Origin of the sequence: Wolbachia endosymbiont (group B) of Eupithecia inturbata (genome assembly GCF_964030915.1) — a bacterium.
Taxonomy (GTDB): domain Bacteria; phylum Pseudomonadota; class Alphaproteobacteria; order Rickettsiales; family Anaplasmataceae; genus Wolbachia.
The window spans coordinates 464162-481637 of record NZ_OZ034987.1; the positions used below are offsets into that span (position 1 = coordinate 464162).

At 33.4% G+C, this 17476-nt stretch carries 14 protein-coding genes and 7 pseudogenes; 12 read left to right on the top strand and 9 right to left on the bottom strand.

The features are described from left to right. Positions 1–599 precede the first annotated feature (599 nt). The 4 genes from ACQH21_RS02255 to ACQH21_RS02270 form a co-directional block, all read right to left on the bottom strand. On the bottom strand, positions 600–2054 hold the full coding sequence (locus tag ACQH21_RS02255; protein ID WP_425384012.1) for an IS4 family transposase: 1455 nt from the start codon (positions 2052–2054) through the stop codon (positions 600–602). Between the two features lie 252 nt (positions 2055–2306). Next, positions 2307–2462: an XRE family transcriptional regulator gene (locus ACQH21_RS02260; protein ID WP_425384412.1), complete on the bottom strand. Its 156-nt coding sequence runs from the start codon at positions 2460–2462 to the stop codon at positions 2307–2309. A 106-nt stretch (positions 2463–2568) separates the two neighbouring features. Continuing rightward, positions 2569–2664, bottom strand: coding sequence for an ArsR family transcriptional regulator (locus ACQH21_RS02265; protein ID WP_425384413.1), 96 nt, complete (start codon positions 2662–2664; stop codon positions 2569–2571). Between the two features lie 208 nt (positions 2665–2872). Then, a complete protein-coding gene (locus tag ACQH21_RS02270) occupies positions 2873–3796 on the bottom strand; it encodes an Rpn family recombination-promoting nuclease/putative transposase (protein WP_425384414.1) in 924 nt (307 codons plus the stop codon). A 365-nt stretch (positions 3797–4161) separates the two neighbouring features. Between ACQH21_RS02270 and wmk (ACQH21_RS02275) the strand changes: the two genes are divergently transcribed. The 5 genes and pseudogenes from wmk (ACQH21_RS02275) to ACQH21_RS02295 all read left to right on the top strand — a co-directional run. Then, entirely contained in the window at positions 4162–5082 is a 921-nt protein-coding gene (gene wmk, locus ACQH21_RS02275; protein ID WP_425384087.1) for a WO male-killing family protein Wmk, read from the top strand. A 171-nt stretch (positions 5083–5253) separates the two neighbouring features. Next, positions 5254–5910: a JAB domain-containing protein gene (locus tag ACQH21_RS02280; protein ID WP_425384088.1), complete on the top strand. Its 657-nt coding sequence runs from the start codon at positions 5254–5256 to the stop codon at positions 5908–5910. A gap of 106 nt (positions 5911–6016) precedes the next feature. Beyond that, positions 6017–7150: a hypothetical protein gene (locus tag ACQH21_RS02285; protein ID WP_425384415.1), complete on the top strand. Its 1134-nt coding sequence runs from the start codon at positions 6017–6019 to the stop codon at positions 7148–7150. An 82-nt stretch (positions 7151–7232) separates the two neighbouring features. Further along, entirely contained in the window at positions 7233–8141 is a 909-nt protein-coding gene (wmk, locus tag ACQH21_RS02290) for a WO male-killing family protein Wmk (RefSeq protein ID WP_425384416.1), read from the top strand. Positions 8142–8166: 25 nt separating this feature from the next. Further along, positions 8167–8661, top strand: a pseudogene (locus tag ACQH21_RS02295) (helix-turn-helix domain-containing protein); the annotation flags it as partial. A gap of 16 nt (positions 8662–8677) precedes the next feature. Here ACQH21_RS02295 and ACQH21_RS02300 read toward each other — a convergent pair. From ACQH21_RS02300 to ACQH21_RS02310, 3 genes and pseudogenes are all read right to left on the bottom strand, one after another. After that, a pseudogene (locus tag ACQH21_RS02300) lies at positions 8678–9256 on the bottom strand (IS982 family transposase); the annotation flags it as partial. A gap of 14 nt (positions 9257–9270) precedes the next feature. Then, entirely contained in the window at positions 9271–10143 is an 873-nt protein-coding gene (locus tag ACQH21_RS02305; RefSeq protein WP_425383942.1) for an IS982 family transposase, read from the bottom strand. Between the two features lie 75 nt (positions 10144–10218). Further along, positions 10219–10530, bottom strand: a pseudogene (locus ACQH21_RS02310) (IS982 family transposase); the annotation flags it as partial. A gap of 126 nt (positions 10531–10656) precedes the next feature. Between ACQH21_RS02310 and ACQH21_RS02315 the strand changes: the two are divergent. Then, positions 10657–10749: pseudogene (locus tag ACQH21_RS02315) on the top strand (WO male-killing family protein Wmk); the annotation flags it as partial. Between the two features lie 199 nt (positions 10750–10948). Here ACQH21_RS02315 and ACQH21_RS02320 read toward each other — a convergent pair. After that, positions 10949–11318: pseudogene (locus ACQH21_RS02320) on the bottom strand (IS630 transposase-related protein); the annotation flags it as partial. Positions 11319–11498: 180 nt separating this feature from the next. Between ACQH21_RS02320 and ACQH21_RS02325 the strand changes: the two are divergent. From ACQH21_RS02325 to ACQH21_RS02350, 6 genes and pseudogenes are all read left to right on the top strand, one after another. Beyond that, complete coding sequence (locus ACQH21_RS02325; RefSeq protein WP_425383942.1) at positions 11499–12371, top strand: IS982 family transposase; 873 nt, start codon at positions 11499–11501, stop codon at positions 12369–12371. 44 nt (positions 12372–12415) lie between these two features. Then, positions 12416–12544, top strand: coding sequence for a hypothetical protein (locus tag ACQH21_RS02330; RefSeq protein WP_264376161.1), 129 nt, complete (start codon positions 12416–12418; stop codon positions 12542–12544). Further along, a pseudogene (locus ACQH21_RS02335) lies at positions 12519–13446 on the top strand (reverse transcriptase domain-containing protein); the annotation flags it as partial. The gene ACQH21_RS02330 and the pseudogene ACQH21_RS02335, both read left to right, overlap by 26 nt. 168 nt (positions 13447–13614) lie before the next feature. Further along, a complete protein-coding gene (locus ACQH21_RS02340; protein WP_425384541.1) occupies positions 13615–13983 on the top strand; it encodes a group II intron maturase-specific domain-containing protein in 369 nt (122 codons plus the stop codon). Positions 13984–14438: 455 nt separating this feature from the next. Next, on the top strand, positions 14439–15176 hold the full coding sequence (locus ACQH21_RS02345; protein ID WP_425384417.1) for an ankyrin repeat domain-containing protein: 738 nt from the start codon (positions 14439–14441) through the stop codon (positions 15174–15176). Positions 15177–15250: 74 nt separating this feature from the next. After that, positions 15251–16158, top strand: a pseudogene (locus tag ACQH21_RS02350) (IS5 family transposase). Between the two features lie 93 nt (positions 16159–16251). Here the strand turns inward: ACQH21_RS02350 and odhB are convergent. After that, positions 16252–17424 carry a 2-oxoglutarate dehydrogenase complex dihydrolipoyllysine-residue succinyltransferase gene (gene odhB / locus ACQH21_RS02355; protein ID WP_425384418.1) on the bottom strand — a complete coding sequence of 391 codons (1173 nt, stop codon included), beginning with the start codon at positions 17422–17424 and terminating at the stop codon, positions 16252–16254. Positions 17425–17476: the final 52 nt, after the last annotated feature.

A 17476-nucleotide genomic window follows, 5' to 3' on the forward strand; every position in this document is an offset into this window, starting at 1 on the left:
TACTTCTTGTATAGTTATATCACTAACACGTAGCGGGATTATAAACATTAAGAAATTAACTAGATGGAAAAAAGGCAAAAGAATCCCCTAGTAGTGAGTTTTATAATGTAAATTGGCGCCGTAATAATGTGCTAACGCTTAAAATAAGCGCGATTTGGCTGAATGTAGAAAAAATAAAAAAAGCCGCTATAATTTTATGTAATTCGCCAATAAATACTCTGAGTTTTTTACTGAATTTTGTCATTGAGCCTGCAGATCAAAACAAGTTTTGAGTCATAAATACCCTTGATGTCATGGTAAGGGTATTTGGGGGATTTGTAAAGGAATTTCTGTTGTCAACAAGCTGCTAAATTTATTATATGGTTTCAAAGGAAACATATTGTCTATGGGAAATCTGGGTTTATTAGCGTATTATCTTAGAGTACTTAAAAAGTAATTTCTTAATTTTAGTTAAAATTTTATTGACGTTACATATAGAAATAATCATAATAGCGTTTTGTTAAAATTTTAAATATAATTATGTCTATATTAAGTAGATTATTTAGAGTTAATACAACTACACTGAAAGTTAAAGAAGCGATAGGTTTTAACACTCACTTTTACCCACAACTTTGAGAGGTCATTATGCGAAGCATAACCATGCTTTCCCTGAGGTTTTCATAACCACGCCATAGAGTCATAGTTCCTGGTAAATTATCACTTTTTCTATTCATAAATCCACCTAATTTTCCTAACCAAATAATAGCTTGTTTTATGTTTGGAGGTTCTTCTGGCAATTTGGCTACTTTATGCTCACGTATGTAAAGGGTTTTCCACTCTTCATTACTTAAAACCTTGGTACAAACCTCCATGGGATTCGATAAAGCGACTTTTGTTAAATATAAAATTTTAAATGCAATAATGCTCTTTATAGCGATTAATTTCTCTAATCTTTCTTTTGTAGCTAAACGAGAGCTTTCTACCTTACATCCTGATTTTAAAATCCTAAAATACTCCTCGATTTTCCATCTTAGCTTATACCAATTGATCCTTTCTATAGCATCTAAAGTGCTATTAACTGGTACATTAGTCAGCAAAGTCCAATCAATAGCTTCTACTCTTTCAGGAGGATTTGTTTCTTTGGCACTTACTACATATATAGCGATTTTATCACTTATTTTATGCTCTGTATCTTTCGATCCATAAATGTAAGAAGATCTGATAGGTATATAGCCTTTCATATACCTGACTTCAATGTTAGCTTTTCTTGAGATTTGGTATTTATTTTCAGCAACATTCAAAACAATTTCCCTTTTTACAGGCAGTTGAGTTATACGTGTTTGCAAATCCGTTTTTCCCCCTTCAATACAGATGAATTTCCTATTAGTTCGGTTGCGGATTACATAAAAACTATCCAATGATTCAATAGTCCATAAAAACTTAAAAATATCTGCTTCCCTATCACCAATAGTAACAAGCTGTGCACCTTCTGCGAGGTTATTTAGGGTTTCTTTTAGTGCCGCTATCCATTTATAGCTTTCTTTCTCCTTTATAGCAGTACGGTATTTCCTGTTTGCTTTTTCTTGCGCTGTTTCTTCCCTGATAGAACGTGCCCAACACTGTTGAGAAGATAGCCCTAAAGGTAATCCGTCTTTGTTAACTATTAAGGCACTGTGCAATAACAAACCCTTTTTATGTTTTGTATAGGCTTTAGAAATACTACCTAGACCCTTAGTCTTTATATGAGAGTCAAAATCCAAATAACTTGTATCTTGAACTGAAAATACAATCTCATCTCCTTTTATCCTTTCTATAGTTTCTTTATAATGGGAAGAATAAATTTCCTTAGCTTCAAGCTTTTCATTGCTAAATAATCTGTATGCACCTTTAGCTTCTTTCCATCCTACACAGCTTTGATTAATTGACCCAGACGCCTTATTCTCTATTAAATAGCTTGTTTTAATAAGTCTTTTATTAAGCCTTACATCTCCCAGATTAACATGTCTCAACTCTTTTTCTAGCCATTTATCTCCTAAGCCATCAGCACATTGTACATTTCTATTTACTTCACACATTTTTACCTCATCTTACTCAGTATATTTTTCTCTATCTTACTTGCTTTTTATACTTGTGGGTAAAAGTGAGAACTGAATCCTGTAGAGAGGTTGTGGCAATATTTAAAGGACAATCTCATAAAGAACAAGATATATGACTATATTACATCATTAGAAGATTCTGTATCTGAGTTTATTTGCAATATTACCGAAAGTTCAATTAGAACCATTTGCTCTGTGAATTATTTGCAATTTTATTTGTGATGGTTGGTATTACCTGACTAACAGGGTTAAAAGAAGTTCTAAAGAAATAAGGTCAGTTCTGAGTCTATTGATACACGATACTTTAGGTTGATCAATTTGCATAAGTGTGGCAGCCTTGTTCTGAGATAAATTATGCTTAGCTATAATGTTTTTCATAAGATGCATAAGCGCTTTGGAATCTATTTTTATTATTGCAAGGTTGTTAATTTTTAAATCTATATCATATCCAAGTTTTAGTAAAAAGCTGAGAAAAAGAAAAGCCAAAGGTACGTCAGTTTTTTATATGTGAAATTTTTGGTTGATCTACACCTAAGATTTTTGCTATTTCTGTTTGTGTACAAGACTTTTCTTGCAAAATAATTTTCATTAATTCTGTCTTGATGTTGTATGGATCAAATTGAATTATAACTATTTTCTAAAGAAACAAGACATTCAGTAACAGCAACATCCATTTTTTTATTTACCTCATTTATCTTACACTACTCACAGTAAGGCACCTATTTGTAGACTATTCAAGTGCTTTATATTCTGTAAGAAGTATAATTAATAAGATAGCAACTATAAAGGTGAAAATATTACTTTTGAAGTTTTTTTATTTCATCTATAGATAAGCCAGTAGACTGTGAGATAATATCAACTGAAACTCCAACTTTAAGTAGGTTCTTTGCCACTACTATTTTAGCTTTCATTTCACCTTCTTCTCTACCTCTTTCCTCGCCGATTTGAATACCTTCTTGTCTACCTTCTTGTCTACCTTCATGTTTAGCATCATCGAGTTTTTGAGCAAGGACAGCCTGTTCATCACGAATACGCTTGATCTCTTGTTCATAGGCAATAAATTCTTTTTCTGACCAGTTAAACCTATTTAGTTCTTCATATGCTCTTTTAATTATTAAATCACTTCCTATTATTCTCTCTAGCTCTTCTTCACTAGTTTCGTCTGCATATCTAAAGAAGTAGACCCATTTTTCAACTATACTTGAAAGCTGATCTTCTTTAGTTTTTGGAAATTTAGGCAACTCAATAAATATAAAGTAAAAATCTTTTAAATCATGTTCATTAGTATTTTCATCGCGAATAGTATGCTTTGACTTATACTCGGACTTATCAGGAAATAAAATACAATCTGCTATAGCAATAAAGATAATTTCCTTAAGGTCATGGTATTGATCACCCTTACTAGCTTGTCTTGAATAAGCTTTAGCTGCGTAATATTGGGCACGTTTTTCAAAGCCTTTGGTTTTAGCGACCTGCATTTCGACTATCACTTGCAGCCCATTTTCATCTCTACAGAGAACATCAACAATGCTTTGTTTTTTAGAAGCAATATCAGGGTCTTGAATAGTACTTAAAAACTCTATATCCTTTATTGTACTTTTGCCAGTGAAGCCAAGAATATCATTAAGAAAGTGAATAAGGATATCTTTATTTTTTTCAGTACCAAAGATACGCTTAAACGATATATCATTCTTGGGATCGAGAAACTTAGAAAGAGCCATGATAAATTAACCTAGAAAGCATTAATAATTATACACAATTGTGAAGAAATATTCAACTAAAATTAAACCAAAGGAGAGCTTACCATAAAATTTTGGGCTGGGTTTTTTAAAATTATTTCTGTTTTGAAATTAGTGAAGATACCTAATAGAGATTGATTTTTATTGACATTAAAGCTATATCTTCATCAGACTGAGAGTTGAAAATATGGCAATAATTCTTTTAGATACAAAAACAACAAACCGTCTTACATAGAAATGAAACTAAGTGATATAGAAAAATTGTTTGAAAGGAGATGAGTTCAGTTTGTCAAAAAGGTTCCCAATTAAGTATACGTAACAGCTCTTCTGGTTATGGAGTATAAAATGTGAAAAAAGAGAATAAATGCTCTAATTTTTTAGATTACAAAGTAATAGGACAGGAAGTAAGAAATCATAGATTAGCAAAGGGATATACTCAAAAAGATTTAGCAAAAAAAATCGGAACAACATATCAGGTAATACTGCAATATGAAAAAGGAACACGAAAAATTTCGATTGAAAAGTTATATGCTATAGCAAAGGTGTTATCGGTTGATATTATAGACCTAATTCCTGTATCAAATGAGAAAGCCTGCTTTAAAAATGAGGAACTAAATCTAATAAGAGAATATAAAAAGATTAACGATCATGAGTTACGTAGGATGTTTTGTTTATTAACCAAATTTGTTCAAGTTAGTGAGAAAAGTAGTAAAAAAACAGAGAGAATAAAAATTGCAAAAGGTCTGGTTAAAGCAGGAGTTTCTGTTGATACTGTTTCAAAAACAATTGGTCTGTCTGCTGATGAATGTGTTGAAGAAAAAGGAGGTTCTATTTACTACCAAATAGGGAAAAAGATAAAAGAATGGAGGCTAGTGAGAGAGTATACTCAAAAGGATTTGGCTGAGAAAATGGATACAACACGTGATGAAATAAGCAACTATGAGCAAGGGCGTGTAGCTATTCCACTGGAAAAATTATATGCAATAGCAGAAACATTATCGATTAATATTACAGATCTGCTAATAGAGGAAGGTAGTAAAGTAGAAAATGAACTACCGAATTTAATTGAAGAATACAAAAAGATTGAAAGTCAAGAACTACGTCATGTACTAATAAAATCTCTGTTTGAAAGCATACAAGTTTGCAAAGAGAAAGTGGAGAGAGCAGAAAAGATGAAAATTGCAAAGAATTTAGTTAAGGAAGAAATTTCTATCAATATTATTTTAAAAACAGTAGGCATCTCTTTAGACAAAATTCAACAAGTTTAAAATAAAAAAATCACCATATATTAATATCTTCACCTATTCATGAAAAAATAAGTAAAAAAGATTGAAAAATTGATTTGACTTCACTCGGAAGCTATGGCTTTATGCCAATGCTGATAAAAAAACAGCAGTAAATAATTAAAAACAATTTGTTGTTAGTGAAAGGTAAATTATATGAATAAAAGTAAAGAAGAAATAGAATTCAGAATATTAGAAAGCAAAGGTAAAGCACTACTTGATCGTGAAATAATGGAAACGTTTCTAAGTGCAGTACATGAAAGGCCACAAGCTCAAGAAATTGCTAAAAATCTGGTGAATACCTATACGGGAGTAGGAAGGATTTTAGGCCGAGAAATGGATGACCTGAAAGTTATAGAAGGAGTAACTGATTCTGCAGTAGCAATGATTATGTGTGTTAAGGAAACACTAGAAAGGGTACTGAGAGAAAAGCTTAAGAGTGAGCCAATAATGGACTTACAAGGGCTAGTAGAGTACTTAAACGTAAGTATAGGCCACTCAGAAAGGGAATGTGTAAAAATACTGTACTTGAATAAAAGGCGCCAATTAATTGGAGAAGAATCCTATATTGGTGAAATGGAAAAAGCACCAGTATACATAAAGGAGATTATAAAAAAAGCATTAATAAAGAATGCAACATTAGTAATAATGTCACATAACCATCCTGGAGGAAGCTTAGAGCCTTCAGAAGAAGATCAAGCAGTAACAAAGAGCTTAGCAGCAGCATGTAGTACTGTAAGCGTTAGATTATTTGATCATATTATCGTTACAAGTGCGGGCTATTTTAGCTTTAGAGAAAACGGATTGTTATAGCAGAAAGTATTTGCAAATCTGCTCGCTATAATTTATAATGAGTAATAAAATGTATAATAACAAAGTTTATTGTACACTTAAAAAGTATTTTTAATATGAGGTTTATATGACTAGTAAAGATCAGAATAAAAAGACTAATGTTAATCACAAGAAAATATTTGGTGCTCTTGAAGGCGTTGATATAAAGCAGTCTAAATTTGTGAGCAAAATTAATAATCAGAAGGAGATAAATCGGGAGGCTTCCCCTAGCAGAAACATTCAAATCAACTACGGGAAAAGCCTTGACTATGTTTATGGCATAAAACCTTTAAATGATCAAGCAGAAGATTTAAATCCATTTGCTTCAAATTTGCAAAAAATAAAACCAAGTGCAAGCGAAAGTGAAAAGTTGAGCTGGTTTAAGAGTGCGATAGTAGAGGCAAAAAGCGTAAATGAATTACACAAAAATATAGACCAAGTATTAGCATCTGGAGCAAGGCTAAATGCATGTAATGATGGCGAATGGAGTATTGCAGAGTATGTAGTATTGGGTACACACTTTCACAGATTAGAAAAAAGTGATCGTAAAAAGCTAATACGTAAACTAATGCTAAGTGGTGCAGAGTTTCATGATACTTTATTGGAGAATAAATTGATAGGTGAAATCTATAATGAGCTACAACCAGAAGTTCAGCCACAGATAGATGAGAGACTAGAAGAACTAGAGAAAGCTGGCGAAAGTGCTGTTCAAGAAGGAGAATTAATAGATATCGAGATAGACAATACAACATCGTATATAGAGTTCTCTGAAAATAGTAAGATAGAAGTAGCCAAAATACTAGAAGCAAACAGAAAGTTAGGAAGTAATATTTTAAAAATTGGTAATGATGCAGTTGAGGTTAAAAGCGAGAAGGGAGGTACAAGAAATTACGTTGATGTATCAGGTGGAGGCTCTATTGTATTAGAATTTCCTACGAGCACTGGTAAGCTTAATATCATATTGTGCCATGATGTAAAAAAATATGATCAAGTACAAGTCAGAGTAGAAAACAAGGAAATGTGGGCTGAATTACAACAAATAGGGGAAGAAATTGGAAAAAATTGCCTTTTCGGGGGAGTAAAACTTAAAGAAGCAGTAGAGAAAGGTAGTTTCACTAGATGTGGCATATGGAGTGAAAAGCAGAAGGAAGTAAGTGAAAAATTGTTTTTATGGGTGGACAAAGTACGTGAAAATAGTAAAGAAACTTGTAGGGCACTTTAATTCATCTACAACCAATTTAAAGGTTCCAGAGTCTAGCTATTATATCTGGAGCCTTTGAGCTATAATAGAAAATATTATATGCATGGTTGTTTTCGTGGAAAAAAGTCTAGACTGTGAAGTAGGGGAAAAAGTGAAAAATTGGAGGTTAGAGAGAGGTTATACTCAGAAGGATTTAGCAGAGAAAATTGGTGTAAAGTACAGGGTAATACTGCAATATGAGAAAGGGAACCGTAGAATTTCAATCGAAAGGTTATATGCTATAGCTGAAGCACTATCAATCAGTATTACGGATCTTATTCCTGCATCAAAAAGCTGTCTTGAAGATGAGGGAGAAGAAATATTAAACCTAATAAGAAAATATAAGAAGATTAACGATCAGGAGTTACGTAAGATGTTTTGTTTGCTAACCAAATTTGTCCAAGTCAGTGAAAAAAGTAGTAGAAAATCGGAAAAAATAAAAATTGCAAAAGGTCTGGTTAAAGCAGGAGTTTCTGTTGATATTGTTTCACAAGCAATTGGCCTCTCTGCTGATGAATGTATTGAAGAAAAAACGGGTTCTATCTACTACAAAATAGGAAAGAAGATAAAAGAATGGAGGCTAGTGAGAGAGTATACTCAAAAAGATTTAGGAGAGAAAATGAGTACAACCCGTCACGAAGTAAGCAACTATGAACAAGGAAGGACTGCTGTTCCACTTGATAAATTATATGAAATGGCAGAAGCGTTATCGATTAATATTACAGATCTACTAATAGATGAAGGTAGTACAGTAGAAAATGAGCTACCTGATTTGATTAAAGAATACAAAGAAATTGAGAGCCAAGAACTACGTAATGCATTAATAAAATCTTTATTTGAAGGGATGCATATTTGCGAAGAAAAAGTGAGGAAAGCGGAAAGGATCAAAGTTGCAAAGGATTTAGTAAAAGGGGGAATTTCTATTGATATTATTTTGCAAATAGTTGGTTTATCCGCTGATCAAATTGCATGAAAATTTATTTCTAAGTAAGGTATATATGTTTGTTTCTGTAAGAGATATTAGTTCTATAAGTTATAAAATAGGGCAAAAAATAGAAGATTGTAGATTAATGCAAAGGTGTACTCAAGCAGAGTTAGCAAGTGAAATCGGATTAGCATATAAAGAAGTAACCAATTATGAAAATGGGTATATTCCTATTACGATTGAAGTACTATATGTAATAGCAAGAGTACTGTCAGTTAATGTTGTAGATCTATTACCTAAACCAATAACAGTAAGAGAGTATGAAGATGAAGACGAAGAAATACTCTATCTAACAAAAATATATGAGAATCAAAAGTTAGGCAAAATAGTACCTTCATTAGTCAGGTTTGTTCATATTAGCGAGAAAATCAATCAAGAGGAGGCAAGATTAGAAGTAGCAAAAAATCTAGTTAAAGAAGGAGTTTCAGTTGACATAATTTCCCAAGCAACCGGCTTATCTATTTACGAGTATGATAATACAGAGAAAGAAGTCTGCACTGATTCTATATAACCTCAGTTGCGGATTAGCCAACGAAGTAAAGCTTAGAAATGCAGGGCTTTTTCGGCTGCATGGAATATGAAACAAGCGTAGAAAAAATGTGTACCAAAAAATTTATCGGTGATCTATGTCTTGTATGCTCAATCTCAAAGTTGTTTTTCAGAGAGCCAAAAACTGTCTCAATAATCGATCTTTTTCTTAACAAAATCTTCTCATTTAGCGCCATTAATGAGTTTTTCATACCCTTTTTTATACTGGTTACAAGCTTTAACCCTCTATCGAATAATTCGTGAAAAAGATCTTTTTTGATATATCCTTTATCTCCAAACAATAATCCAGTCAATTTCTGAGTTAAATTTGGCACAGGTTTTCTATCATCAATGTTGCCTTTTGTCACCGTAACCCCTTGAATTTCGCCAGCTTCGTTGATTACTAGATGTAGTTTAAAACCGAAAAACCACCCATAGGTAGTCTTTCCAATCTTTGCCAACCCTTTGAAAACTTTATTTCTCGAGGTCCTTTTTGGATGGCAAACAGCGATAGATGTTGCATCTATGTACGAAATCCCTGTCACTTTTGACTGTTCGCAAAACCATTGCATTAAACCTCAGTTGCGGATTAGCCAACGAAGTAAAGCTTAGAAATGCAGGGCTTTTTCGGCTGCATGGAATATGAAACAAGCGTAGAAAAAATGTGTACCAAAAAATTTATCGGTGATCTATGTCTTGTATGCTCAATCTCAAAGTTGTTTTTCAGAGAGCCAAAAACTGTCTCAATAATCGATCTTTTTCTTAACAAAATCTTCTCATTTAGCGCCATTAATGAGTTTTTCATACCCTTTTTTATACTGGTTACAAGCTTTAACCCTCTATCGAATAATTCGTGAAAAAGATCTTTTTTGATATATCCTTTATCTCCAAACAATAATCCAGTCAATTTCTGAGTTAAATTTGGCACAGGTTTTCTATCATCAATGTTGCCTTTTGTCACCGTAACCCCTTGAATTTCGCCAGCTTCGTTGATTACTAGATGTAGTTTAAAACCGAAAAACCACCCATAGGTAGTCTTTCCAATCTTTGCCAACCCTTTGAAAACTTTATTTCTCGAGGTCCTTTTTGGATGGCAAACAGCGATAGATGTTGCATCTATGTACGAAATCCCTGTCACTTTTGACTGTTCGCAAAACCATTGCATTAAGAGCACTAAATACCATAAAACCCTAGATTTTAGCCTAATAAACCTACTATAGGATGGCAATTTTGGAAACGCTGATTCGTATAATAATTTCAAATAATGCACATAGAAAATTTTAAAATTGTCGCACTTGGATTGGTGATATAGCAATATTATGGTAAGAATCTCTGAATGCGTAATCTCTGGCGTCCTGGTTGGTTTTTTGCTACTTGGTAGAAGTTTTTCTGCAAAATTCTTGTCAACTGAATTGCAAAAATCGTCGATCAGGCAAAATAATTCTGTTATATTTTCATTCATTGGTAACCTCTCTATTTTGTAAATAATTTTCCGAGGTTACCCTATTTTCCTGGCTTTTTCACTGATTTCTAATCCGCAACTGGGGTGCATTAAGAGCACTAAATACCATAAAACCCTAGATTTTAGCCTAATAAACCTACTATAGGATGGCAATTTTGGAAACGCTGATTCGTATAATAATTTCAAATAATGCACATAGAAAATTTTAAAATTGTCGCACTTGGATTGGTGATATAGCAATATTATGGTAAGAATCTCTGAATGCGTAATCTCTGGCGTCCTGGTTGGTTTTTTGCTACTTGGTAGAAGTTTTTCTGCAAAATTCTTGTCAACTGAATTGCAAAAATCGTCGATCAGGCAAAATAATTCTGTTATATTTTCATTCATTGGTAACCTCTCTATTTTGTAAATAATTTTCCGAGGTTACCCTATTTTCCTGGCTTTTTCACTGATTTCTAATCCGCAACTGGGGTTATATACTATAGAGTAGGGCAAAGAATAAGAGAATGGAGATTGATAAAAAGGTATACTCAAAAAGATTTAGCAAACAAAGTTGGTTTAACACTCAAGGAAATACACGAGTATGAAATAGGATACACTGCCATATCATTTGATAAATTATATCAAATAGCAGAAGGATTATCAGTGAATATTAAAGTTCTGCTACCTAAAACAAGAGAAAGCAAAAAGCTATTGAGTTTAATGGATCAGTACAGAGAACAAGAATCATTAGATGCATTAGTCAAATCTCTATCTGAAGATATGAAAAGTGGCAAGGAAAAAGTTAAAAAAGCAGAGAAAAGGGAATGTTCAAAAATTCAGCGCGTTTTTCTTCGTTTCTTTCTTTGTATCCATATGTCTTTTTTTGCGTGTGAGTCCAATTTTTTTAAGAGCTCGATGGATCGTTGGGATACTAACATTGCTCCAAAGCTTAGCCATTTCCGATACCACCATATTTTTTAGCAAATTCAGTAAATTTATTCCAGTCAGTAATTTTGTGATTATAACCTCCATTTCCAAGTTTTTTTGACTGAAAATCTCCTGTTTCTTTTCTTCTTTGCTGCCACTCCCATAACGTAGTTCTTCCAATTTTAAATCTTGCTGCCACCGTTTCCCTGCTTTCTCCTTCTTCTAGTGCTTCCATTGCTTTTTTTATAACTATATGCTGCTGGCATCCTTACCTTCACTACTATAAAACCTTATTTTACCTCGTTTGGACTATTATGAAAAGAGCTATAACTAAGAAGGTGGCCCACTAAATGCTTCTATACCCCAGTTGCGGATTAGAAATCAGTGAAAAAGCCAGGAAAATAGGGTAACCTCGGAAAATTATTTACAAAATAGAGAGGTTACCAATGAATGAAAATATAACAGAATTATTTTGCCTGATCGACGATTTTTGCAATTCAGTTGACAAGAATTTTGCAGAAAAACTTCTACCAAGTAGCAAAAAACCAACCAGGACGCCAGAGATTACGCATTCAGAGATTCTTACCATAATATTGCTATATCACCAATCCAAGTGCGACAATTTTAAAATTTTCTATGTGCATTATTTGAAATTATTATACGAATCAGCGTTTCCAAAATTGCCATCCTATAGTAGGTTTATTAGGCTAAAATCTAGGGTTTTATGGTATTTAGTGCTCTTAATGCAATGGTTTTGCGAACAGTCAAAAGTGACAGGGATTTCGTACATAGATGCAACATCTATCGCTGTTTGCCATCCAAAAAGGACCTCGAGAAATAAAGTTTTCAAAGGGTTGGCAAAGATTGGAAAGACTACCTATGGGTGGTTTTTCGGTTTTAAACTACATCTAGTAATCAACGAAGCTGGCGAAATTCAAGGGGTTACGGTGACAAAAGGCAACATTGATGATAGAAAACCTGTGCCAAATTTAACTCAGAAATTGACTGGATTATTGTTTGGAGATAAAGGATATATCAAAAAAGATCTTTTTCACGAATTATTCGATAGAGGGTTAAAGCTTGTAACCAGTATAAAAAAGGGTATGAAAAACTCATTAATGGCGCTAAATGAGAAGATTTTGTTAAGAAAAAGATCGATTATTGAGACAGTTTTTGGCTCTCTGAAAAACAACTTTGAGATTGAGCATACAAGACATAGATCACCGATAAATTTTTTGGTACACATTTTTTCTACGCTTGTTTCATATTCCATGCAGCCGAAAAAGCCCTGCATTTCTAAGCTTTACTTCGTTGGCTAATCCGCAACTGAGGTTTCTATGTGGAGGGATTGTTTAAGAAGCTAATGCCTAAAGTAATATTTGGGATATGCAGACGTAAACACTTTAATTTGGAAGGTAAAGTTGTGAATAGTAGTGAATATGTTATGAGCCAACAAAATGTTAAGTATGAATGGAATTTGGCGCAAGCTTGAGAAATCTTCATTTAAGCTACAAAAACGAATTTACCGAGCTTCACAATGTAATGATATCAAGAAGATGCATAATCTTCAGAGGTTATTACTAAAGTCAACAAGTGCAAGAATGCTCGCTGTTAGAAGGGTAACTCAGGATAACAAAGGGAAAAAGACTTCAGGCATTGATGGAAAGTCTAATCTTAATAAAAAGGAAAGATTGCTATTAGCAAATTCCTTAAATATAAGAGAGAAGGCAAAGCCATCAAGACGGGTATGGATCCCAAAATCTGATAGGCCATCGGAGTATCGCCCGCTCGGTATTCCTACAATAGCAGATAGAGCAAAGCAAACACTTGTTAAAATGGCACTAGAACCGGAATGGGAAGCAAAGTTTGAGCCTAACACTTACGGTTTTAGATCTGGTAGATCGTGTCATGATTCAATAGCAGCTATATTTATCGCACTTGGTCAGAAAACAGCATTTATACTAGATGCTGATATTTCCGGATGCTTTGAAACATTCTGCACTGCTTGAAAAACTTAATACCACACCACCTTTAAAGAGAATTATAAAAGGATGGTTGAAAGCAGGCATTATGGAAGATAGAAAGTTCAGTCCTACCAAACGTGGCACAATTCAAGGTGGAGCAATTTCTCCATTACTTGCATGTGTAGCACTATATGGACTAGAACAGAATATCAAAGAAGAACTTAAGGAAGAACTTTTCCAATATGCGAAAAAGAAATATAGCAGGGTGTCTCGCAAGCAGGCGCAAAATTCAGTTAGTGTAATTACGTACGCTGATGATTTTGTGGTATTACACGAGAGCGAGGAACTTGTGATGAAGGCAAAGGTTCTAACTGAAAAATGGCTAAAACCCGTTGGACTAGAATTAAAGTCATCAAAGACAAGAATTGCACATACACTGAAATCCCTAAATGGGGAAAAGCCAGGATTTGATTTTCTTGGATTTTCAATAAGGCATTATCAAACACGTCAAAATAAGAGAGGTTACAAGTTATTGATTAAACCAAGTCGTAAATCTATAAGTCAACACTTGTTATCTATAAAACATAAGCTTAAAGAGTTGCGAGCAGCGCCACAAGAAACTGTAATAAAAGAACTTAATCCAATAATAAGGGGTTGGAGCCAATATTACATCTCGGTAGTCTCAAGCAAAGTCTTTAATTTATTAGACTACTCTATGCATAACAAACTTTGGAAATGGGCTGTCTATAGACACCATGACAAAAGAAGGTGTTGGGTTAAAAGAAAATACTTTAAAAAGTATGGTAACGACAATTGGAGATATATGGTAAATAACAAGTTATATCTTATTAGACATAGGGATCATGCTATTAAACGACATATCAAAGTAAATGGAAATAGATCTCCGTATGATGGAGATTGGCCATATTGGGGAAATCGTTTAAGTAAATTACCAGATCACGAGTAATAAAATTACTGAAGTTACAGCAAGGTAAATGTAATTATTGTTATCTTTGGTTTAGGTTTAACACATGTACATCATCAAGATTGCAATAATAACATGAAAAATCTATCCTTGCTTCATAAGCACTGCCACGATCAATTACATGGAAGTATGTATACCAAATTAGAGAGAAGCCGGATGATGGGAAGTCCGGTTTTGAAGTCGAGTGGGGAGAGGTGACTTTCTCCACTTAGATAACTCACTAGCTGGTTTTGAGTTCTGGAAATGGTTATTTTATCTAAATTTTTAGTAGAATGTATTGCTAGGCCAAAGAGATATATAACTCTTTAGTCAAAAACTTAAATAAAATAGCCTGAAGATAAAATATTAAAAGACACATAAAAACTACTTGCATTGCCAATTGTATTGATTAGCATATAACAAAATTTAGGTTTTTATGTAAAATAGAGAGGGATTTTATGCAAGATATAAAGACTAACCCACAAGCAACTAGTTCAGATAGGGAAGAAAAATCTTTTCAGTTTAAAAATAGAATAAGACGTCAATATAACCCTGATGATACTAATATTGCCAAGTTGTTTCTTATGATACGTGAACACAAAACGGGCAATCCTGAGCTAGACAAGACTAATGCAATTAAAGAATTACTTACTCAAGTAGAAAATATTAATGATATAGATCTCAATGATGGTGGTAATACACCACTACATGTTGCTGTAAGCAAAGAACATCAAGACATTGTCGAACTTCTTTTGAATGTGTCTGGTATAGACCAAAACATTAAAAATAATCAAGGTAAAACTCCACTCGATATTGCTAAGCAATCCAATAAGGAAAAGATTATTGAAACTTTAGAAGAACATTTAACAGAATCTTCTAATCAAGCAGAAAGACTTTCTGCGCAAGAAAAGGAAGTGCATGAAAAGCTCAGAAAGTTTGTTGAAGATTTTGTTTTTATTTATGAACGCTCTTTATCAGAGTACTATGAGAGACTAGAAAATCAAATAGGAAAGCCAGGTAAATGGGCTGAGTTTGCTAATAAAATAATGGATATAGGAAAAAGTGGAACAGAAGGAACAGAAGACATAAAAATAAAGGCCTTTTCTCTTATTGGAATTAAAGTTCTTCAAGAAGCAATATTCAGCATTGGTAGTAGTTATAATAGAGCAGAGCTGGCTTTGTTGCATAGCGAGTAGAGATGGGAGAAAAAAAGGGAGAAAATCTAAAGAAAGTGGTTACTCTATTAAGAAATGAACATTTTGTAGAGTATATGCCACAGAAGATGAAAGTCAGTAGTCATAAAGAGTATAATCAATTTTTAGAAAAAAGAGGAAATGTCTTTCATTTTATCGATGAAGCTATAGAAAACTGGTACGAAAGTTCAGAAAAAATTCCTGGAGATTTATAGCGATAAGGTTGTTATTGCAGTACATATAGTTGTTAATCTATTTAGAATAGGCTTAAGGCAAGCAGTTGGATTTATAAAAGGATATTTACAAAGTATAGTGAAGAATCTCCAAGTATTCACAAGCTTCTCGTCAAACTTAATTTGAAATTATGTGACCACAGAACAGATAAAAATGACATAGAGAATATTGAAATTGCTATAGATAGTACTGTAATCCATATTTATAGTAACAGTACTCAACATAACAAAGATAACGCCAAGATAAGGAAGTATAATGGTACAGATCAAATAAGAAAGCTACATGTTGCTTTGGACGAAAACAGCAAAAAGGCAATAGCAATTCGATATACTAATTTTCTTTCACATGATAGAATCTAAAATACTAAAGGAAATGGGTGATATCTATAAGATTAAGTCTCTGCGTGCAGATGGAGCTTATGATACAGATAATTTATATAAGTTGTGCAATCAATACAATTTGAAACCCATCATAAAGCCAAGAAAAAATCTGCAGCAATATAGATTATCTATCAGAAAGAAACAACAACATTAGTATAAGGAAAACTTACAATTTAACCCACTGGAAAAAGAAGACAAGGTATGAAATACGTTCACGTATCGAGAGTTTTTTCCTGAGGCTCAAAAAAACATTTGGATTTAGTTTTAAGAATAAATCTGAGGTAAATCGCTCTCAAGAGGTGCTTTTAAAATGCTATTTGATTAATAACTTTACTGATATAGGTATGCCTATTTTCAAATTTGCCTCGTAAATTCCTTTCATTACTCCTCCTCATTCCTTGCCATTCAACAAAGCCACCCATCTTGAAAACTTCAGAAAAACTTACTTGTCGCTTTTAACCTGCTTAAATTTCCAAAACCAATCTATTTGGATCTTCTATGTAATTTTTGATTTTCACAAGGAAAGTAACTGCTCCTTTGCCATCAACTATTCTGTGATCGTAAGAGAGGGCAATGTACATCATAGGTCTGATTTCAATTGAGCTACTCACAGCAACTGGTCTATTTTGTATTGAGTGCATGCCAAGTATTCCAGATTGCGGAGGGTTTATTATCGGAGTAGAAAGAAGTGAACCATACACACCACCGTTTGAGATAGTAAATGTTGCACCTTCCATTTCCGATACTTGCAGCTTACCTTCTCGTGCTTTTTTGCCAAGAGCAACTAAAGTTAGTTCAATTTCAGCAAATGACATTTGATCAGCATCACGAATAACTGGTACAACAAGACCTTTGTCAGTGCCAACAGCAACACCTATGTCATAGTAATTTTTATATACAATTTCATCACCTGAAATCTCAGCGTTAATCTCACGAATTTCTTTTAGTGCTTGCACTGCTGCCTTTATAAAAAACGACATGAAACCCAGTTTTATTCCATATTTCTTTTCAAAAGTTTCTTTATACTTTGCCCTCAGATCCATGACGTTTTTCATGTCAATTTCATTGAACGTGGTCAGTATTGCAGCAGTATTTTGCGATGCTTTCAAACGAGCAGCTATTACTTGCCTTATTTTGCTCATTTTCACTCGCTCTTCTCTTCTCTCTCCACTTACTACACTTTTTGGCGATTCATATTGTTTTACCGGAGGTTGTTCAGCTTTACTCATATGGTCTATCACATCCGCTTTAGTTATTCTGCCTCCCATGCCAGTTCCTTTTACATTTTCTGCACTAATTGCATTTTCTTCCATAATTTTACGAGCTGAAGGGGCATCTTTTTTATCAGGGCTTTCGCCTTTATCTTCTTTTTTCACTTCTTCTTTTACTTCTCCTACAGCAAGTTTTGCCAGTAATTGATCAGGGCTAATTACATCATCTTCTTTCACAAAAAATTCAGTTATTTGTCCTGAAGCTTCTGCAGTTAGTTCTAGCGCCGTTTTATCAGTTTCAATTTCAAAGATCAAGTCATCTACTTTTACTGCTTCGCCGATATTTTTCTTTATTTTTACTATACCTTCCGTAACTGATTCACCACCAAGAGTTTTTGGCGCTCTGATTTCTATAATTTTGCTCATAAAATAACTTCTACATAAAACTTTCTATAAATTTATACATGAAAAGAAACAT